The sequence below is a fragment of the Pedobacter sp. HMWF019 genome (assembly GCF_003061025.1).
GTDB lineage: Bacteria > Bacteroidota > Bacteroidia > Sphingobacteriales > Sphingobacteriaceae > Pedobacter.
The window spans coordinates 1-18341 of record NZ_QAIL01000040.1; the positions used below are offsets into that span (position 1 = coordinate 1).

The following is an 18341-nucleotide window of genomic DNA, read 5'->3' on the forward strand; positions in this document are numbered from 1 at the left end:
TTATAAAACGGCTTAACTTATAATTGCTTTTATAATGAAAATGTCACGAAATATAGAGGAACAGGCGCTAAATCAGCATTAAAAATAAATTTTAAAATTACTATTGTACAATTAAAAAATAGTCTTTACCTTTGCGGCACGAAATCGGGCAGGGTAACAGGCACAATTTCAAAGAAAAATGGCAAAAGCATCAGAAGTAAAAAGTGGAAACATCCTTCGGTTTAACGGAGAATTGGTACAGGTAGAGGAGTTCCTTCATCGTACCCCCGGAAATTTACGGGCTTTTTATCAGGCAAGAATGAGAAATGTGAAATCCGGGAAACTGGTTGAATACAGATTTCGTGTGGATGAGGAAGTAGAGATTTGCCGCGTTGAAACCAGTGATTACCAGTACTTGTATGAAGATGGGGATGCATTGGTGGTGATGGATAACAGTACTTACGAACAGTTTAACATACCAAAGATATTGTTTGGTAAAAGTGTTCGGTTTTTGAAAGAAGGAATGAATGTGATCATTGCGTTTGAAAGCGATGAGCCAATTATGGCACAGACACCTTCTCATGTTGAATTAGAGATTACGTACTCGGAGCCTGCTGTTAAGGGCGATACTTCTACAAATGCGTTGAAATATGCAACTGTGGAGACCGGGGTTGAAATAAAAGTGCCGATGTTTATCAATCAGGGCGATAAGGTTAAGATTGATACACGTACAGGTGATTACGTTGAAAGAGTAAAATAAGAATTTTCATAGTTTAGTTTTAGGTTTAGGTTGATTGAGGCTTCGGAGTGGTTCCCGAAGCCTTCTTTTTTTATGCGGTTTTTTGTGGGGGAAAATTAATTTGCTCTCGGAGACTAACGTTTCTTTGGGGCGCTGCGCGGCCCGCCTCGAAGCTGAGGCCTCCTCTGCAGAATTATTTTTTTGGGTGCAGGGGTAGCCGCAAAAAGAGGTAGGTTCGGTGATTGATGGGGGGACCGGGTATGATGCAGAGGTTTGAGTTTGAGCAGGGATTGTATGGAGTCGTGGGGAGTTAGGGTTGGTGCCATAGGTTTAGGGTTGGGGTGAGTTTAGAGTACAGGGTTGTTGTTGGTTGGCTTAATAATTATCTTTGTTTTGATGACGAAATCTGAGATTAGAAAGATGGCGCTTCAGGAAAGGAAGATGTTGTCGAAGGATGCGCTAAAGTTGCAGAGTATGGGGTTGCTGGAGCAGTTTGCTTTGATGGATTTTTCTGGTGTGGAGGTGGTTCATGTTTTTTTGCCAATGGAACGTAAAGGGGAACCGGATACATTTCTTTTTATTGATTGGTTGGCGCAAAATTATCCTGCTGTGCGCGTTATTGTACCGCGGGCAGACTTTGGGTCGTCTTTGATGACGAACTATGTTTATAGGGGGGCTGAAGGGCTTGTGGAGAGTTTTTATGGGATATTGGAACCGGTTGATGGGGAGGTTTATTTGGGTAAGGTGGATATGGTGCTGATTCCGCTCCTGGCTTTTGATCTCCGGGGTTATCGCGTGGGTTATGGGAAGGGCTTTTATGACCGTTTTCTGGAGGGTTTAGAGACAAAAAAAGTCGGAATCTCTCTTTTTGGACCTGTTGGGGAGATTGCCGACGTTAATGCATTTGATATTCGTATGGATATTTGTTTGACTCCGGATCGGGTTTACAGGTTTAGCTGAGCCTTGATAAAGTCGGTGATCAGATAAACGATCGTTTTTGCGGTATTGGGGTCTTTTCTTCCATCGCTGAGCTCTATTGCGCCTTCACATAGGTGGAGGTAATGGAATTTTTTCTTGCCGTTGAGGACTAATCTTCTCATGTCGTTCAGGGTAAAACCTGAGGGGGTGGAGGCACTGGAAAGTACATTCTCTATACTGTCCAGGTCTATTTCCAGGCCAAGGTTGTAATCCAGGGGTTGAACAAAATTATGGAGCAGCTGGGTTCTGTCCTTGGTTTTGATGAGCTCATCGAAATAAATGCAGTTGATGTGTGGATTTTCTTTGATTTGCTGGAGGACATGATGGTTGTTGTAGTTTTCGTGGAGCCCAAAAATGCTATAGTTTTTTAGGTAGTTGTCTTTGATGGCATAACTGAAGCCATTTCCGCTGTGCCGGCCATTCGTTTCACGCAGATCGGCGTGTGCATCGATATTTACGACATCTATTTCTTTGCCTTTGGCTTGAGAAACGCCCTTGATGATGGGATAGGCATTGTTGTGGCCACCACCGATGACGATTGGTGTTTTTCCAGCCTCAATGATCTTTTGGATCACTGGGTAGACCAGGTCGTCTATAGCTTCTACTTTTTTGCTGAGGGCAGCCGGATCGGTTTCTTTTGGGTCTTTAAACTTAAAATGGCCCAGAACGAGAAGTTCTGCTCCGTTTAGAAAAGAATTGCTTTGGATATTAAGGAGGGACCTCAGGCTGGCTTCCCAGGCGCTTGCTGTTCCGGCAATACCGTAATTGGCGCGCACTCCAATGTCTTCTGGGATACCCAGCAAGACAAATGGGGCACTGGATTGCTTCAGGTCGTTCAGGCTGGAGAGGGTTTGCACTTTTTCTCCTAATTTGACTTCTCCTTCGCGCTGACGGGTGAGTGCCAGTATATCGGCAGGGGAATACAGTTTTAGTCCTTCCATGTGATATGATTTAGGGTGTGTTATTTCTTTATTTGTGCAATTCTAATGTTTTTTACTGGTTTAGGCATTGAGTTCCAACAAGACCGGACAGTGATCGGAATGGACCGCATCGGGCAGGATTCTGACCTGTTTTAAGCGGTCTAGCATTGGTTTTGTAGCCAGGTGGTAATCGATACGCCAGCCAAGGTTCTTTGCCCTGGAGTTGGCCCGGAAACTCCACCAGGTATAATGGTGGGGATCTTTATTGAAATGCCGGAAGGTATCAATAAAGCCGTTGTTGAGGAACAATTCCATCCACTCGCGTTCTTCCGGAAGGAAACCGGAGGAATTGGCATTGGTTTTTGGATTGTGGATGTCTATGGCGGTGTGACAGATGTTGTAATCGCCAGAGATGATCAGGTTGGGACAAGTGATGCGGAGATTTTCTGTATAGGTGTCGAAAAATTTCATGAATTCATACTTTTTAGCCTGCCTGTCTTCTCCGCTGGATCCGGATGGCAAATAGACACTCATCAGGGAAAAAGTGTCAAAGTCGGCCCTTAAAACACGTCCTTCTTTATCGATCCACTCTTCTCCACATCCGTATTCTATATGAATGGGTTTGATTTTACTAAAGATGGCTACGCCGCTGTATCCTTTTTTTTCTGCAGGGAACCAGTAGTTGTGGTAACCCAGTTGTTCAAGAACAGCTATAATGTCGGGAATTTGTGCTGGCAGTGCCTTTACTTCCTGCAGGCAGACCATATCTGGGTTTTCATTTTTTAACCAGTCCAGAAAGTTTTTTGTGGCTGCGGCGCGGATGCCGTTGATGTTGTAGGATATGATCTTCATAATGGGGTGCTGTATTTATGCGTTTCCTGTATTTGTGTTTGTTTGGCCAGCATTTTTTCCAATTTTTTTGCTGCCCGTTTTTTAAGCAGGATTACGGTCATTTTGATATCTTTTAATGGACGGTTGTTCGAATCGGTTGGACTGGAAGCGATCAGATCGACCAGTTCTATTCCTTGCACTACCTCGCCATAGGCGGTATAATTGCGATCCAGATGAGGGGTGCCGCCTATCGTTTTATAGATTTCCCTTTGCCATTGTGGCAATTTGAAATGAAGGCGGTTAGTTTCCAGGGCATCGAGCTGTTCATCGGTAAATTTTTTGCCTTGTACAATGTAGAACTGACATCCGCTGGAAGCTTTCTGCGGGTTATCGTCCCTGGCGGCTGCCAATACACCTTTTTTATGAAACAGACTGTCTCTGAATTCTGCAGGTATGGTATATCCCACATCGCCTTCACCAAGCAGCTTACCTGCCTCCGCTTTTTTAGAGTCGGGGTCACCTCCCTGGATCATGAAGTCTTTGATGACCCGATGGAACAGGGTATTGTTGTAAAAACCGGCTTTGGTGAGCTTGATGAAGTTGTCTCGGTGTAATGGGGTCTCATTGTAAAGCTGGATGATGCATTCGCCCATTTCCGTTGACACCCTGATGTATTGGTGCTTAGGCTTTTTGGCCTGGGCAGAAAGGATAAACAGGGAGAGGAAGATGGAAAACAGGTATTTCATACGAAAGTTAATTTTGTGCTAATTTAGCTAAATCCCATTAATTTCTTACCATACATCAACAGGGCCGAAGACATAAAAAGGTAAATTTGTATACAACAAGGAGGACGATATGTCAAACTTATCAGATCTAAAAACACTTACAGCAAGCCTTCCCGAGCAGGGGTATACGATGCCGGTTCTTTTTATCGGACATGGTTCTCCGATGAATGGGATAGAAGATAATGAGTTCAGTCGAAAATGGGTGGATATCGCAAAGGATATTCCGCAGCCCAGTGCTGTTCTGGTCGTTTCTGCGCATTGGTTTACCCGGGGAACTTTTGTGACCGCAATGGATTTTCCGCCAACCATACATGATTTTGGCGGCTTTCCGCAGGCATTGTTCGATGTGGAGTATCCGGCGCCCGGCAGTCCTGACTTGGCTGCTGAAACAGCTGCATTGGTAAAGGGGACAGAGGTTCATCTGGATCATGAATGGGGTTTGGATCATGGGGCATGGACCGTAGTGAAGCATATGTATCCGCAGGCACAGATTCCTGTTTTGCAGTTGAGTATAGATTATACCCGGGACGCCAGGTTCCATTACGAGCTGGCTGCAGAATTATTTAAGTTGAGGAAGAAGGGCGTTTTGATCCTGGGAAGCGGGAATATGGTTCACAATCTTCGCATGATGAGTTGGGAGATGATCCATGGTGGTGGTTACGACTGGGCGTTGGAGATCAACGAGAAATTTAAGGAACTGATCCTGAACAATGAGCACCGGCCTTTGATGAATTATCAAAGCCTGGGAAAAGAGGCCATGCTGGCCATTCCAACACCTGAGCATTATCTTCCGCTGATGTATACGCTGGGTTTAAAGCAAGATGATGAGCCGGTACTTTTGTTTAACGATAAAGCTGTTGGAGGCTCTTTAACGATGACCTCGGTTCGGGTTGGTTAAGGGTTTACATGAGTTTTTTAAGCAGCTGCAGTATCCATTGCTTTTTTTTATACGGCGGGTAGACCAGACTTGCGGCATTGATGTCTGATTGGAAAACAACCGCTCTTTCGTGGGAAAAGGTTTTAAATCCAAAAAATCCATGTGAGCTGCCCATTCCGCTTTGATTTACGCCTCCAAAAGGTAGGTTGGGGTTAGAGATGTGAATGAGTACGTCGTTGATACAGGCTCCACCGGAGCTGGTGTTTTTGAGGATTTGGCGGATATGAGATTGATCTTCACTGAAAATATACAGTGCAAGCGGCTTATTCTTTCGTTTGATCAGTCCAATTGCTTCTTCCAGGTTGGTGTAAGGGATCAGAGGGAGCACCGGTCCAAAGATTTCCTCTTCCATGATGGTGCAATTTTCGGGCAGGTACCCGAGCAAGGTTGGATGGATGGTCTGGTGCAATAGGTTGGAAGGGCCACCCCAGAGGATTTTTGCTCCTCGGTCTATTGCTTCTTTGATCAAGCCCTGAATACGGTCGTAATGTTTCTGGTTTATGATTTTGGCAAAAGATTTAAAATCAAGTCGTTTGTCGGTTTTGTCAAAGAACATTTCTACAACGGCCTTTTTATAGGCATCTGTAAATTCGTCCATTTTGGAGGCCTGAATCAGGGCATAATCCGGGGCAATGCAGGTTTGCCCGGCATTGATGAGTTTCCCCCAGGCAATTTTTTCTGCTGCTTTTGATATATTTGTGGTTTCATCTATAATGACTGGTGATTTGCCTCCAAGTTCTAGGGTAACGGAGCTGAGGTGTTTGGATGCGGCTTCCATAACAATTTTCCCAACAGCGGTACTGCCAGTGAAGAAAATATGATCGAAGGGAAGTTTTAACAGGCTTGCAGAAACGCTTGCATCGCCTTCAATACAGGCAATTTCCTGTTCTTCGAATGTTTTTTCCAATAGCCGGAATAAGAGGCTGCTGGTGGCCGAACTGTATTCCGACGGCTTGATCATGGCACAGTTTCCGGCAGCGACGGCAGAGATGAGCGGGCTCATGACAAGCTGGAAAGGGTAATTCCAGGGTGCGATAATGAGGCAAACGCCTTTTGGCTCATAATAGATTCTGTTTTTTGCCAGCAGGTTGCTGATGTTTCTGGCTGCATGTTGTGGCTTCATCCACCCAGATAGATTCTTAATGGTAAAGTCTATTTCACTATAGATGAAAAGGACTTCTGTAACAGCAGATTCAAATTTGTTTTTTCGAAGATCCGTATGCAGGGCTTCATAGATGTCGTTTTCATGGGCTTCTATGCAGCTTTTAAGGGCATTTAATTTTTGTATCCTTTCTGCGGCCGTGCTTAGGCGGACTGCATATTGGTTTTTTTGCTGAGCGTCAAAAATAGCATTGAACTTGTGTATCATGACTTGTTTGCTAAGCGTGATGGATCTTAAATATACAAAATGCAAAGCTTATTCTGAAGAATCGGGGAAGCAAAGCAGGAGATAGAATGAAATGAATGAATTTTCGGTCCTCCAATGGCATTGGATATAGTTTTTGTCTATGGGTGTATCGAGATTTAGTATGTATAATTACCTTCGGATGGTTGGTAATTCTCTGGGATAGCCGTACCTTTGCACCAAGAAAAAAAACATAAAATTATGATAAACATAGGTCAACAATTTCCATCATTTTCCAAAACAGCCGTTGTAAGTTTAGAGAAAGGTAAAGAGTTCGAAACAATTACTTCTGATTCTTTAATTAACGATAACAACGAATGGACTTGCCTGTTCTGGTGGCCAAAAGATTTTACTTTTGTTTGCCCTACAGAGATCGCCGAATTTAACAACAACTACAGCGAATTCCGTGACCGTGATACTAAACTGATTGGCGCATCTACTGATTCTGAATTTGTTCACCTTGCCTGGAGAAATAACCATGATGATTTACGTGGTTTAAAATTCCCTATGCTGGCGGATACTTCTAAATCTTTAGCTGAAGCTTTGGATATTTTAGAACCGAACGAAAAAATTGCTTACCGTGCAACTTTCATTATCGATCCTCAGGGTATCGTACGCTGGGTATGTGTAAACGATTTAAGTGTTGGACGTAACGTAAAAGAAGTAATCAGAGTGCTGGATGCTTTGCAAACTGACGAACTTTGCCCTTGTAACTGGGAAAAAGGTCAGGAAACTTTAAGTGCATAAGCTTCCCTTTTAATCTAATTATCCCTGTAAATGCATTTTTGCAGGGATTTTTTTTATCCTAATATTTGAATATTACCATGAGTGAAATCACAGAAACTATCCAGGAAATACTGGCTGTTGTAGGCCTTGAAGCAGATTACAGAAATGAGAGCCTGTATCTTTTAGAAAAAGGGAACTCCAGGTATGCCCGCGATCTTAAATTAAACTTTACAAGTACCTTTACTTCTAATCATTTAACGGAGAAAGAATGTGCTTTAGTGGCTTTAAGTATTGCTATCAATAACAACAATAAGGTTTTAACTGAATTTTATGAAAAACTGGCGCTTTCTAAAGAAGCGACGGCAGAAGAAATTGCAGAAGCAGCAGGTTGTGCTTCTTTGCTGGCCTTAAACAATGTATTCTATCGTTTCCGTCATTTTACAGGGAAAGAGAAGTATACGCAAATTCCGGCCCGGGTAAGGATGCAATTGATGAGCAGTCCGGTAACAGGAAAAGAATTCTTTGAATTGATGAGTATTGCCGTTTCTGCAGTGAATGGCTGCGAAATGTGTGTGAATGCCCATGAGAAGTCGATTCTTGGATTGGGTGCAACCGAAGAAAGGATCTTTGACGCGGTGAGGATCGCTTCAATTGTAACCTCTGCTGGAAAGATCATTTACTAAGGCCTGTTTATATAAAAAAAGCGAAGCAACAGCTTCGCTTTTTTTATGGCTTTATTTTACTTTAAGCAAGGTTACGGCCGGCATTGACGATACCGTAAACGGTCCTGATGGCCAATTTTTCATAAGCCTGCCGTTTATCTTCTGCAAGGTCTTCATTGCCGAGATGTCCCAGGGCATAATGCTGGATCAATACCAAAGGCAATACAATTTTCTCTCTAACGGCAATAGAACGCCGCTCAACAGGATAATTCTCCATCAAGACACTGTGGTCTGATAATTTTAAAAGCATGGCCTTAGAAAGCTCAAATTCCTCATGGAGGGTTTTCCAGAATGGACCAAATTCCTGATCATTTGCGAAATGTGCGGTAATGGCAAAATCGGATTTGCTCATTGACATCATACAGTTGTCAATGATTGTTTTGAAATAGCCAGACTGGTGATAGGTTTGGTGTACGTTTTCCCAGTTGCCTTTTTCCTCCTGACTTTTTAATGCCGTTCCTATTCCATAAAAACCAGGGATGTTTTGTTTGAGCTGGCTCCATGCGGTTACAAAGCTGATCGCCCTCAGATCTTCGAGCTTTAACGGGCCCCCTGAGTTTCTCTTTACCGGCCGGCTGCTGATGTTGATCTTGGACAACAGGGTGAGCGGGGAGAATTTCTCAAGATAGCGTAAAAACAATGGGTGGTTGCGCAGCGCAACAAAGGCTTCATAGCTTTCATTAGCCATCACATCCAGGATGTCTTTATGTATGGGATCAAGCAGGATGTTGTGCTTTTCTCTAATCCCTGCCGAAATACCCGCATTGATCAGCTGGGCTATATTAAATTCTGCACTGTCTATAGAGCCGTATTGTGAGCTGATGGTTTGACCCTGTATGGTCAGCTGGATATTTTTATTGGCAATTTCTTTGCCCATAGAAGCATAAAAACGGTGGGTTTTACCTCCGCCTCTTGCTGGTGGACCACCTCTGCCATCAAAAAAGGCCAGCTTAATGTTGTGTTCATCTGAGGTTTTGGTCAGGGCTACCTTGGCGTTAAAAATGGACCAGTTGGCCATTAAATAGCCGCCGTCCTTGGTGCTGTCTGAGAAGCCGAGCATGATGTCTTGTTTGTTGCCTCTTTTTTCCAGATGTTTTCTATAAAATGGATGGGTATACAGGGTCTCCATAATTTGTGAAGCACCCTCCAGGTCATTTACTGTTTCAAATAAGGGAACAAAATCTATAGTCAGGTTATCTTCATTCCAGCCGTTCCAAAGGAACAGTTCAACCAATTGAAGGATGTCGCTGGCCTGCTGGCAATTGCTGATGATGAAACGGTGACAGGCCAGTTCTCCATTGCTGGTCTGGATTTCCCTGATCTCGGAAATGGTTTGCAGGGTGTCGTTGATCAGTTCATCGGACTGCTCGGGATAAATCACCTTTGCGCTTTTAAAAGAAAGAATTTTGATCTTTTCTGTTTCAGATAATCCCTCATAGTTTTCCGGGAAGAGAGAAATGATGGGTTTGCTTTGACGGCAAAAGGCATGTACGTCCCGTAGTACACGGCTGTCCTGGCGGATATCAAGCGAAGCAAAATGGCAGCCATAAAGGTTCACCTTGCGGATTAAATCATCTACCAGGTCTACAAACAAGCCATCATGGTCCTTGATAAGGGTGGTTTTGATGTTGTTCAGGTGGGACTGGAGTTCTGCTGCGATGTTTTTGGCTTCTATATTGTTGTCAAAAGCATTCTGATATAGGACTTCCTGTACAACGGCAATGGTATCTTCGACGCCCCTGAAGGTAATTCTGCGCTTCAGGTTCCTGAAATCCCTGTAATAGCAGCGGAACAGAATCTGGCGAAGCATTTTGGCTACTTGTATAGTGTCTTGTGCGTGTACATTCGGGTTTCCGTCGCGGTCACCACCCGGCCAGAAGCCAAGTTCAATGATCTTTTTAGATTCCAGCTGAAATTCATTCAGGCTCTGGTCCACTTCCGACTGGATCTGTGCCGCGGCAAAATAAAAGACATTTTCCATATACCAGGCCAGGCTTAAGGCCTCGTCAACCGGGGTAGGGGATTTTTTATTGAAGAAAGGGGTCTTTCCTAATTGCTGTAACAGTTGATTGATGCTTAGTACATCATTTATCTTAATGGCAGCTGTAAGGTCTGTAATGATGGACAAAACGCTGCCAGGGTAAAATTGAGTGGGATGTGCGGTTAATACCAGTCTCAGGGAGAATTCCTCAATCAGCTTCTCGATTTTATGGCTCAGAACCTCATTGTCTACACCCTTGGACAGATACGAATGAAGAGAACTTTGATCGTCCATGGTGTTGAGCTTGTTAAAAGAGGCATCCTCTACGGCGTCAAAAAGAACGACCTGACGTTCAATGTACTGGATAAACCGGAACAAAAGATCTATTACATCCTTTTCGCTGTTGTTTTGGGTGTACTTATCAAAAAAGCTCCTGATGATTTGTCCTGAATTTTCCCGGGCTTTTACGCCGTCTTCACAATGCTTAATAAAAAGCGGAAGAAGGGTGCCGGTGTCTTTTACTTTGTAAAATGGAAGGGTTAGGAATAAGCTATTGTACAGTTCGAACCTCGATACAACTTCGTTGTTAAAGATGGATTCTTTTTGCCCTGTAGCTTTTTGTTTCTGCATCATGATTAACGGCTATTTTTTTCGCGCTTAATCTAGCAAAAATGATTCACATACGGGGTATGCTGACAAAATATTATTTGGAAAAATTTAAACCATCAGGTGTTGCACTGCACAAGCCGATAAGAATAAATGGGGAGTAGCAGATTTTGTACTAATGAAAAAATAAATTAACTTGCTTCTATTAAAGGTTAAATTAAATCTTTTAAACGTATGTGCCTGCTTGATCGCATCAGATGTGAATGCAGGTTTTAATTGTTAATTTTTTGGTCATAAAAAAGCCGTTAAGTTTTCTTAACGGCTTTTTTGTTTTTAGTGTACGTCTGCAGGAATCTCTACATTTTTCTTGAACTTCTGTAAGAAGACCAGTGGAATGGAACATAGAAGAATCAATCCTACGACCCAGTATGCATCACTGTAAGTAAGGAGCAGGGCCTGCTTGGTCACGGTACCATCGATTGCTCTTATGGCCATTGCCTTTGCATCGAGTAAATTATAGCCTTTGGCTACGAAATTACTGATGTAGGCATTGAATCTTGTTGTAAAAGCAGGATTGTAGTCGTTGATATTGGTGAGCAAGTTGCTCCGGTGAAAGCCTTGACGGGTATGGATCAGCGTGGTTAGCGCTGCAATACCGAAGGATCCACCCAATTGTCTCATCATATTGTTCAAACCGGATCCTTGTCCGACCTCTGCGCCTTTTAAGTCCTGTATCGCCAGTGTGGTTAAAGGGACAAATAGCAGAGCCATTCCAATACCTCTTATGATTAAGGGCAGAAAGAAATCACCGGTTCCTGAAGCCAGGGTCGATTTGCTTAGCATGCTGCAGAAAACAAAGAACAGAAACATCCCCATGGAGGCCATAAACTGAGCTGGAATCCCTTTTTTGAGGAAAATCCCAATAAAAGGCATCATAACGATGGTACAAAGACCACCCGGGAACAGCAATTCACCCGTTTGCAGGGGAGAAAAGCCCAGCAAATTCTGACAGAATACCGGGAATACAAATACAGATCCGTATAGACCAAAACCCAGGATAAAGGAGGTAAACATCCCTATGGAGAAGCTCCTATGCCTCATGATCTTGAAATTCACAATGGGATGGTCTGTAGACATTTCTCTCCAGATGAACAACAAGAGCCCAAAAACGGATGTTACAGCCAATACAGTGATGTAAGGTGTTGAAAACCAGTCTTCACTTTCTCCTTTTTCCAAAACGGTTTGAAGACTACCTACTGCAATGGCCAGTAGCGCAATGCCCCACCAGTCTACCGGTTGGCCCTGGCCATCTCTTGGCGTCTTCTTTATATAGGTGTAGGTACAGTAGGCTGCGAGAATCCCGACTGGAATATTTACGTAAAATATCCAGGGCCATGAACTGATATCTAAAATATAACCACCAATTGTTGGTCCTACAGTTGGCCCAACAACAGCGCCTAAACCAAATAATGCTGTTGCGATACCAATATCTTCTCTCGGCCAGGTCTCAATTAGAATGGCTTGTGCGGTAGAGATCAGACCTCCACCGGCGATTCCCTGAAGGATTCTGAACATAACCAGTTCTCCCAGTGATGTTGCATTTCCGCAAAGGAAGGAGGCAATCGTAAACAGGATAATGGAAGTCAGGAAATAATTTTTTCGACCGAAGCGGCTACCGAGCCATCCCGACATAGGGAGCACGATAACGTTCGCTACGGCATAACCAGTAGATAACCAGGCGACATCCTCCAGGGTTGCGCCCAGGTTACCTTGTATCTGTGGCAACGCTACGTTTACGATGGTGGTATCAATCAGCTCCAAAAGGGAGGCTGTGATCACCGTAAAGGTAATGATCCACTTTTTTAAACCTTGCTCGGCCATTTTTTAGTCTTTAATAGAAACTGAAACTTTAACACTCATACCAGGACGTAATTTTTCCATCATGGCTTTGGAGGCTTTGGTAATTTTAATTTTTACAGGGACGCGTTGTACGACTTTAACGAAGTTACCCGTTGCATTATCCGGAGGTAGTAAAGAAGCTTTTGCTCCTGTAATTGGAGAGAAGTTGTAAACTTCGCCCTCGATATCTTCATCAGGATAAGCATCTGCTTCGATCTTTACTTTAAGTCCTGAGTGTACTTTTTCCAATTGGGTTTCTTTAAAGTTTGCAGTTACATACAAGCTGTTGTCGTTCACAATAGAGAACAGGGATTGTCCTGCCTGTACGAGCTGTCCTTTTTGTACATTCTTTTTAGAAACCAGACCTGTTGCAGGTGCCTTGATGTCTGTATAAGACAATTGTAATTTTGCAAAGTCCACATCACTTTGATGCTGGGTAACGCCAGTATGACTAACAGCAAGCTGTGATTGTGTGGTGCTTACTTGTTTAACAGCGGCATTATATTGATCATTAGCGGCAGTAAAGGCAGCTTGTGCAGATTCTTTTTGTGCCTTAGCCTGATCAAACTGCTGCTGGGTAATGGAACCATCTTTTACCAGATTGGCATAACGTTCGTAATCTTTCTGAGCCAGATTCAATTTTACCCTTGCGGCTTCAATATTTGCTTTAGCTGTATTGGTATTGGCTGCAGTAGCGGCAATTTCAGACTGAGATACGTTTACACCTGCACTGGCACCTTTTTGTCCGGCTTCTGCCTGTTCCAGTTTAACTTTGAAATCGCTATCGTCCAGTTTAACGAGGACCTGTCCTTCTGTTACCCGGGTATTTTCTTCAAACAGGATTTCCTTTACATAACCACCTACACGGGATACCACAGGACTGATGTCACCATCGATCTGGGCGTCATCTGTATCTACGTGTTTGCTGTAATAGATATATTCTGTGGTCCCAAAAACGGCACCTATAATTACAAGTACACCTAATATGATAGGAACTACTTTACTTTTCTTTTTTGTTTCAGTTGTCATCGCTGTTTGTCTTATTGTTGAGAAATTTTTCCTGTTGATTTTAATAAAGTGTAATATGCAAGTCCGGCATCGGCTTTAGCCAGTTCCAGATTGATTTTACTTTGGTATAAAAGGGTTTCTGCATCAATTCTGTCTATTGCAGAAGCCACGTTGTTTTTATATTTAGAGGCCAATAATTTGTCGTTTTCTGTAGCCTGTTCAATGGAAGTTTGCAAAACTTTGATCTTGCTGATGGCCAGGGCATATTTTTGATAATTAGAGTTGATTTCTGTTTTCACCTGGTCTGAAAGGATGTCTTTCTGGATTACAATTCCTTTTTGCTGCACTTTAGATTCACTTACCTTATGTTTATTGGTCCATAAGTTTCCAAAGTTCCAGGATACAGTTGCGCCTACGGTAACAGGTAGCAAGTATTCGTTGGTTGAAGGGATGAAGCTTCCGTTTGGATTGATGTAATATAGGTTGGCTCCAACTCCAACAGTAGGAAGGGTATTGGCTTTTACCGATTTGATATTCACTCCGGCTACTTTGTCCTGGATTTCCAGCTGTTTAAGTTCCTGTCTGTTGGCCATGGCCATATCGATGTAAGTGCTCACCGGATCTACGATTTTAAGGTCATTTGACGGCTCCGTAATTTCGATTTCTGTATTTTCAGGTAAACCTAAAAGGATGTCCAGATCGTAATTGATGATTTTACGGTTACTTTCTGCTTCCAGATCGGTTAAGGAAACGTTGGCTTGTTGCAGTTGAAAGCGAAGTACATCATTTTTAGTCACGATACCTTGGTCAAAGAAACGTTGTGCCTGTTTCAGTTGACTGGCAATGGACTCCAGGTTCTGGGCAATTACTTTTTTGCTCTGCATTACTTTGAACAGCGCATAGTAGGTATTAATGACGGCATAACTCACCTCGTCTTTATTTTTGTCTGCATCTAGTAATGCAACCTGCGTAAGTAAACGGGTGGTTTCCTGTGCATATTTTAATTTTCCACCACCATAAACCAATTCTTCTACGGCAGCTGTTCCTATGAAAGCGTCTGCACGTTTAGGTAAAGTAAGTGGGTCCGCACCAGCAAGGGATAATTTGTTGGTTGGGATCTCAGCATGATTGTACATGAAGGAGGCCTTTGCGGTTGGAAGCGCATTATCTTTTACGATGCTCAATTGTGCATTGGCTTCGTCAATTTTGTTCTGCGAGAGTTTCAGGTTCTTGCTGTTTTCTATGCCAAGCTGTACGGCCTCCTGCAGGCTTAGCTTTTTTACGTTTTGAGCGTAGAGCAAACCTGGCAGCAGCAAAACCAGCCCGCTTAATTTGATTGTTTTGTGTATCATTTTTGGGGTGTTAAATACGTTGTTATAAGATCATTTAGGTAGACGATCAGCCTTTCTGTTAAGATTTTCCGGTCTTCAGGAATGTTGATGTCCAGTTTTGAGCCAGCGGTAATTTTTGAAGGAAATACGGCCACATTACTGATGGTTCCTGTAATGGTCGCGATGAGCATGCGCACGTCTATTTTTTTGAAACTGCCATTGTCTATGCCTTCATTAATAATGCCTTCGATCATATTTAAATTAATGGCCATGGCATCTTTCATCCTGCAAAAGATTTCGGGTCTTTGGGCCAATAGGAATTCACGGTGCATCATCCGGTGAAAAGGAATATTGTTTAATATCCTGTACACATAACGGTTAACAACCTTTTTTAATTTTTCCATACTGGAGACCTTATCCTCGTTGATACTGATCAGCTGCATGTTAAAATCTTTAATGCTGTTGGTCATGATTTCTGTGAACACGCCATCTTTGGATCCAAAATAATAATTGATCATAGCCATATTGGCTCCCGCTTCTCTGGCGATCTGGCGGGTGGATGTACCTTCGTAACCCTGTTCAGCAAATAATTTTTCTGCTGCGGTTAAGATACTGGTCCTGGTGTCTACTTTTTCCATTTTAATATTGCGCCACAAAATTAATCAATCGATTGATTAATTTTGTGTATTATTTACCCGGTGTAGGATAATTGACCAAAATCTGACAAGTTTCGTATTTTTAGGCTCATCACTTAATTTTATAAAGACATGAGAAGATTTTTGCTGTTATTGCTCACTGTACCATTATTTTCTTTCGCAATTCTTAAGCCAAAAGAAACAGAAAAGAACAGCTGGATCAGAATTAATCTTCTGGGCTATCAAACTCATTCTGTTAAGGTTGCTGTATGGGTAACCAAAGGAAGTGTTGTTCCAAAAAGCTTTGAATTGGTGAATAAAGGAACGGGCAGAGTAGTCTATAGATCTTCATTGGTTAAAGCTTTTGGTTCTTATGGTCCATTCAAAGCAGGGGCGAGACTTGATTTTTCAGAATTTAAAAAGAAGGGAAGATACCTGATTAAGGCTGAAGGAGTTTCATCTCCCGAAGTGATTATTGGCGATCAGGTCTATAATCATATGGCTGATTTTGCTTTAAAATACATGCGCCAGCAACGAAGTGGGTTTAATCCCTATTTAAAAGACAGCTGCCATGTACAGGATGGATACACCATGTATGGACCGATGCCGGATAGTACACATGTTGACGTAAGCGGTGGATGGCATGATGCTTCTGATTATCTGCAATATTCAACAACGTCTGCAAATGCGACCTATCATTTGCTGGCTGCTTACAGGGATTTTCCACAGGTTTTTGGCGATCAATATGCAGATAATGGTCTGGAAGGCAAAAATGGCCGGGCTGATGTATTGGATGAGGCGAACTGGGGTTTAAAATGGCTGCTTAAAATGCATCCTCAAAAAGACTGGTTGTTTAACCAGATTGCAGATGACCGTGACCATAGTGGAATGCGACTGCCAACAAAGGACGATGCAGATTATGGAAAAGGAAAAGAGCGGCCTGTTTATTTTGCTAATGGTAAGCCTCAGGGACTGGGAAAATTTCATAATCGGGCTACTGGTGCTGCTTCTGTTGCAGGGAAATTTAGCAGTGCATTTGCACTCGGAAGCAAAATTTATAAGCAACAGGAACCGGAGTATGCAACTTTGTTGGCCGATAAGGCTTTGAGTGCTTATGCCTTTGGCCTGGCCAGACCCGGAACACAACAGACTGCCCCCATGCGTGCGCCTTATTTTTATGAAGAAGACAATTGGACAGATGATATGGAGCTGGCTGCTGCAGAATTGTACGGAAACACCCTTGACCGATCTTATTTAAGCGAGGCAGAGACTTTTGCTGCCCAGGAGTCAGTTACTCCGTGGATGGGAGCAGATACGGCAAGACATTATCAATGGTATCCTTTCCATAATTTTGGACACTACGAGCTGGCTAAGACAGCTGAAAAGGAAGAAAGCAGAAAGATGGCCCTTAACTACAAAACGGGACTTGAGAAGGTCTGGAATAAAGCAAAGCTGAATGTTTTTTATCGTGGAGTTCCCTTCATCTGGTGTTCTAATAACTTAACGGCTTCATTTACCATTCAATCCTTTTTATACCATAAATTAACAGGAGATAAAACCTTTGAGGAACTTGGCCAATCTAATTTCGACTGGCTTTTTGGGTGTAACCCTTGGGGAACAAGTTTCGTTTCGGGATTGCCGCAATGGGCTGATAGCCCGCAGGATCCTCATTCCGCTTTTACACATTTAAATCATTATCCGGTAGATGGCGGCTTGGTGGATGGTCCTGTGTATGGGAGTTTATATAAAAATCTTATCGGGATTAAGCTTTATGAGCCGGATGAGTATGAAAAATTTCAGTCTGACCTGGTTGTTTATCATGATGATTACGGGGACTACAGCAGTAATGAACCAACTATGGATGGAACAGCTTCTATGATTTACCTTCTGGCGGCTTTTGACAGCAGGGAGAATTCTGTTGTGAATCGAGTAATGGAGGAAGGAGCAATGGTGCGGGGAGACACATCGGCGAAAAAGATTGCCCTGGTTTTTACAGGTGATGAATTTGCAGATGGTGGCCCAGCGATTAGTGAGGCCTTACTGCGGCAGGGCATCAAGGCTTCTTTCTTTCTGACAGGGCGCTTTTATAGCGAACCTCAGCATAAGAATCTGATTATAAAGTTAAAAAAGAACGGGAATTTAATGGGACCCCATTCTGATCAGCACCTTTTATATTGCGACTGGAAAAACAGGGATAGTTTACTGGTGAGCAAAGAGACTTTTGCAAAGGACCTGGAAGAGAATTACAAAGCAATGGCAGTTTTTGGGATAGAAAAGCCAGAGTTTTTTCTGCCACCTTATGAATGGTACAATAAGACGATTGCCAAATGGGCTGGAGAGGAGGGATTGTCCCTTATTAATTTTACTCCGGGTACGAGGTCTAATGCCGATTATACCTGGCCTGAAATGGGCTCCCGCTATAGAAGTAGTAAAGAAATATACGATTCTATTCTAAATTATGAGGCGTCAAATGGCTTGAATGGATTCATTTTATTGCTGCATATAGGAACCGATCCGAGAAGAAAAGACAAATTTTACAACAAATTAAGCCAGCTCATCACGGAATTGAAACACAAGGGATATCAATTTGTTACGATAAATAAATTACCGGGGCTTTCGGGTGTTCCAATTTTAAAATAAATCAATACCTTTGAGGCATAAGAATTTAATAAGATGACTAAAGAAGAAAATAAAGCAAATTTTGATTGGGTTTATTACGTTTTGGGCCTGTTTTTTGGAATTGTGACCGGTGCTGTTATTTCCGGCAGTTTTGGCTATTCCCTTTTGGGTGGTCTGATCGGGTTCATTTTCTCTGCTATATTCCTGAATAAAATTGTAAAAGGACGTTCATACTAATTG

Annotated in this window: 16 protein-coding genes; 7 read left to right on the forward strand and 9 right to left on the reverse strand. The window is 42.8% G+C overall.

Features of this window, described 5'->3' with window-relative positions:
- Positions 1-178 precede the first annotated feature (178 nt).
- Both efp and DBR11_RS02685 read left to right on the forward strand, forming a co-directional pair.
- The gene (efp, locus tag DBR11_RS02680) at positions 179-739 is read left to right on the forward strand and encodes an elongation factor P (RefSeq protein ID WP_108550071.1); all 561 of its coding nucleotides are present in this window, start codon (positions 179-181) and stop codon (positions 737-739) included.
- A 375-nt stretch (positions 740-1114) separates the two neighbouring features.
- The gene (locus DBR11_RS02685) at positions 1115-1678 is read left to right on the forward strand and encodes a 5-formyltetrahydrofolate cyclo-ligase (RefSeq protein ID WP_108550072.1); all 564 of its coding nucleotides are present in this window, start codon (positions 1115-1117) and stop codon (positions 1676-1678) included.
- On the opposite strand, the gene DBR11_RS02690 is transcribed toward DBR11_RS02685, so the two are convergent.
- Genes DBR11_RS02690 through DBR11_RS02700 form a run of 3 tightly spaced genes read right to left on the reverse strand, consistent with a single transcriptional unit; the run spans position 1663 to position 4193 of the window.
- Positions 1663-2637, reverse strand: coding sequence for a formimidoylglutamase (locus tag DBR11_RS02690; RefSeq protein WP_108550073.1), 975 nt, complete (start codon positions 2635-2637; stop codon positions 1663-1665). The two genes, DBR11_RS02685 and DBR11_RS02690, sit on opposite strands and share 16 nt — an antisense overlap.
- A gap of 60 nt (positions 2638-2697) precedes the next feature.
- Entirely contained in the window at positions 2698-3468 is a 771-nt protein-coding gene (locus DBR11_RS02695) for an exodeoxyribonuclease III (RefSeq protein ID WP_108550074.1), read from the reverse strand.
- On the reverse strand, positions 3465-4193 hold the full coding sequence (locus DBR11_RS02700; protein ID WP_108550075.1) for a peptidylprolyl isomerase: 729 nt from the start codon (positions 4191-4193) through the stop codon (positions 3465-3467). The genes DBR11_RS02695 and DBR11_RS02700 overlap by 4 nt, the downstream gene beginning before the upstream one ends.
- 109 nt (positions 4194-4302) lie before the next feature.
- Between DBR11_RS02700 and ygiD the strand changes: the two genes are divergently transcribed.
- Positions 4303-5130: a 4,5-DOPA dioxygenase extradiol gene (ygiD, locus tag DBR11_RS02705; protein WP_108550076.1), complete on the forward strand. Its 828-nt coding sequence runs from the start codon at positions 4303-4305 to the stop codon at positions 5128-5130.
- Positions 5131-5134: 4 nt separating this feature from the next.
- On the opposite strand, the gene DBR11_RS02710 is transcribed toward ygiD, so the two are convergent.
- Positions 5135-6538 carry an aldehyde dehydrogenase family protein gene (locus DBR11_RS02710; RefSeq protein WP_108550077.1) on the reverse strand — a complete coding sequence of 468 codons (1404 nt, stop codon included), beginning with the start codon at positions 6536-6538 and terminating at the stop codon, positions 5135-5137.
- Between the two features lie 237 nt (positions 6539-6775).
- Here DBR11_RS02710 and DBR11_RS02715 point away from each other — a divergent pair, with 237 nt between their 5' ends.
- Entirely contained in the window at positions 6776-7321 is a 546-nt protein-coding gene (locus tag DBR11_RS02715) for a peroxiredoxin (RefSeq protein ID WP_108550078.1), read from the forward strand.
- Positions 7322-7398: 77 nt separating this feature from the next.
- Positions 7399-7983, forward strand: a complete 585-nt coding sequence (locus DBR11_RS02720; protein ID WP_108550079.1) for a carboxymuconolactone decarboxylase family protein — start codon at positions 7399-7401, stop codon at positions 7981-7983.
- A gap of 61 nt (positions 7984-8044) precedes the next feature.
- On the opposite strand, the gene DBR11_RS02725 is transcribed toward DBR11_RS02720, so the two are convergent.
- From DBR11_RS02725 to DBR11_RS02745, 5 genes are all read right to left on the reverse strand, one after another.
- Positions 8045-10636, reverse strand: a complete 2592-nt coding sequence (locus DBR11_RS02725; protein WP_108550080.1) for a phosphoenolpyruvate carboxylase — start codon at positions 10634-10636, stop codon at positions 8045-8047.
- 306 nt (positions 10637-10942) lie between these two features.
- Positions 10943-12490 carry a DHA2 family efflux MFS transporter permease subunit gene (locus tag DBR11_RS02730; RefSeq protein ID WP_108550081.1) on the reverse strand — a complete coding sequence of 516 codons (1548 nt, stop codon included), beginning with the start codon at positions 12488-12490 and terminating at the stop codon, positions 10943-10945.
- 3 nt (positions 12491-12493) lie between these two features.
- On the reverse strand, positions 12494-13537 hold the full coding sequence (locus DBR11_RS02735) for an HlyD family secretion protein (protein ID WP_108550082.1): 1044 nt from the start codon (positions 13535-13537) through the stop codon (positions 12494-12496).
- Between the two features lie 11 nt (positions 13538-13548).
- Positions 13549-14868 carry a TolC family protein gene (locus tag DBR11_RS02740; protein ID WP_108550083.1) on the reverse strand — a complete coding sequence of 440 codons (1320 nt, stop codon included), beginning with the start codon at positions 14866-14868 and terminating at the stop codon, positions 13549-13551.
- On the reverse strand, positions 14865-15485 hold the full coding sequence (locus tag DBR11_RS02745; protein WP_108550084.1) for a TetR/AcrR family transcriptional regulator: 621 nt from the start codon (positions 15483-15485) through the stop codon (positions 14865-14867). The genes DBR11_RS02740 and DBR11_RS02745 overlap by 4 nt, the downstream gene beginning before the upstream one ends.
- 129 nt (positions 15486-15614) lie before the next feature.
- Between DBR11_RS02745 and DBR11_RS02750 the strand changes: the two genes are divergently transcribed.
- Positions 15615-18122 (forward strand): glycoside hydrolase family 9 protein, encoded by a 2508-nt coding sequence (locus tag DBR11_RS02750; RefSeq protein WP_108550085.1) that lies wholly within the window; start codon positions 15615-15617, stop codon positions 18120-18122.
- Positions 18123-18155: 33 nt separating this feature from the next.
- Positions 18156-18338 (forward strand): hypothetical protein, encoded by a 183-nt coding sequence (locus DBR11_RS02755; RefSeq protein ID WP_108550086.1) that lies wholly within the window; start codon positions 18156-18158, stop codon positions 18336-18338.
- Positions 18339-18341 lie beyond the last annotated feature (3 nt).

Coding starts and splice junctions, on each gene's coding strand:
- efp (WP_108550071.1), top strand. CDS start 179: ATGGCAAAAGCATCAGAAGTAAAAAGTGGAAACATCCTTCGGTTTAAC.
- DBR11_RS02685 (WP_108550072.1), top strand. CDS start 1,115: ATGACGAAATCTGAGATTAGAAAGATGGCGCTTCAGGAAAGGAAGATG.
- DBR11_RS02690 (WP_108550073.1), bottom strand. CDS start 2,637: ATGGAAGGACTAAAACTGTATTCCCCTGCCGATATACTGGCACTCACC.
- DBR11_RS02695 (WP_108550074.1), bottom strand. CDS start 3,468: ATGAAGATCATATCCTACAACATCAACGGCATCCGCGCCGCAGCCACA.
- DBR11_RS02700 (WP_108550075.1), bottom strand. CDS start 4,193: ATGAAATACCTGTTTTCCATCTTCCTCTCCCTGTTTATCCTTTCTGCC.
- ygiD (WP_108550076.1), top strand. CDS start 4,303: ATGTCAAACTTATCAGATCTAAAAACACTTACAGCAAGCCTTCCCGAG.
- DBR11_RS02710 (WP_108550077.1), bottom strand. CDS start 6,538: ATGATACACAAGTTCAATGCTATTTTTGACGCTCAGCAAAAAAACCAA.
- DBR11_RS02715 (WP_108550078.1), top strand. CDS start 6,776: ATGATAAACATAGGTCAACAATTTCCATCATTTTCCAAAACAGCCGTT.
- DBR11_RS02720 (WP_108550079.1), top strand. CDS start 7,399: ATGAGTGAAATCACAGAAACTATCCAGGAAATACTGGCTGTTGTAGGC.
- DBR11_RS02725 (WP_108550080.1), bottom strand. CDS start 10,636: ATGATGCAGAAACAAAAAGCTACAGGGCAAAAAGAATCCATCTTTAAC.
- DBR11_RS02730 (WP_108550081.1), bottom strand. CDS start 12,490: ATGGCCGAGCAAGGTTTAAAAAAGTGGATCATTACCTTTACGGTGATC.
- DBR11_RS02735 (WP_108550082.1), bottom strand. CDS start 13,537: ATGACAACTGAAACAAAAAAGAAAAGTAAAGTAGTTCCTATCATATTA.
- DBR11_RS02740 (WP_108550083.1), bottom strand. CDS start 14,868: ATGATACACAAAACAATCAAATTAAGCGGGCTGGTTTTGCTGCTGCCA.
- DBR11_RS02745 (WP_108550084.1), bottom strand. CDS start 15,485: ATGGAAAAAGTAGACACCAGGACCAGTATCTTAACCGCAGCAGAAAAA.
- DBR11_RS02750 (WP_108550085.1), top strand. CDS start 15,615: ATGAGAAGATTTTTGCTGTTATTGCTCACTGTACCATTATTTTCTTTC.
- DBR11_RS02755 (WP_108550086.1), top strand. CDS start 18,156: ATGACTAAAGAAGAAAATAAAGCAAATTTTGATTGGGTTTATTACGTT.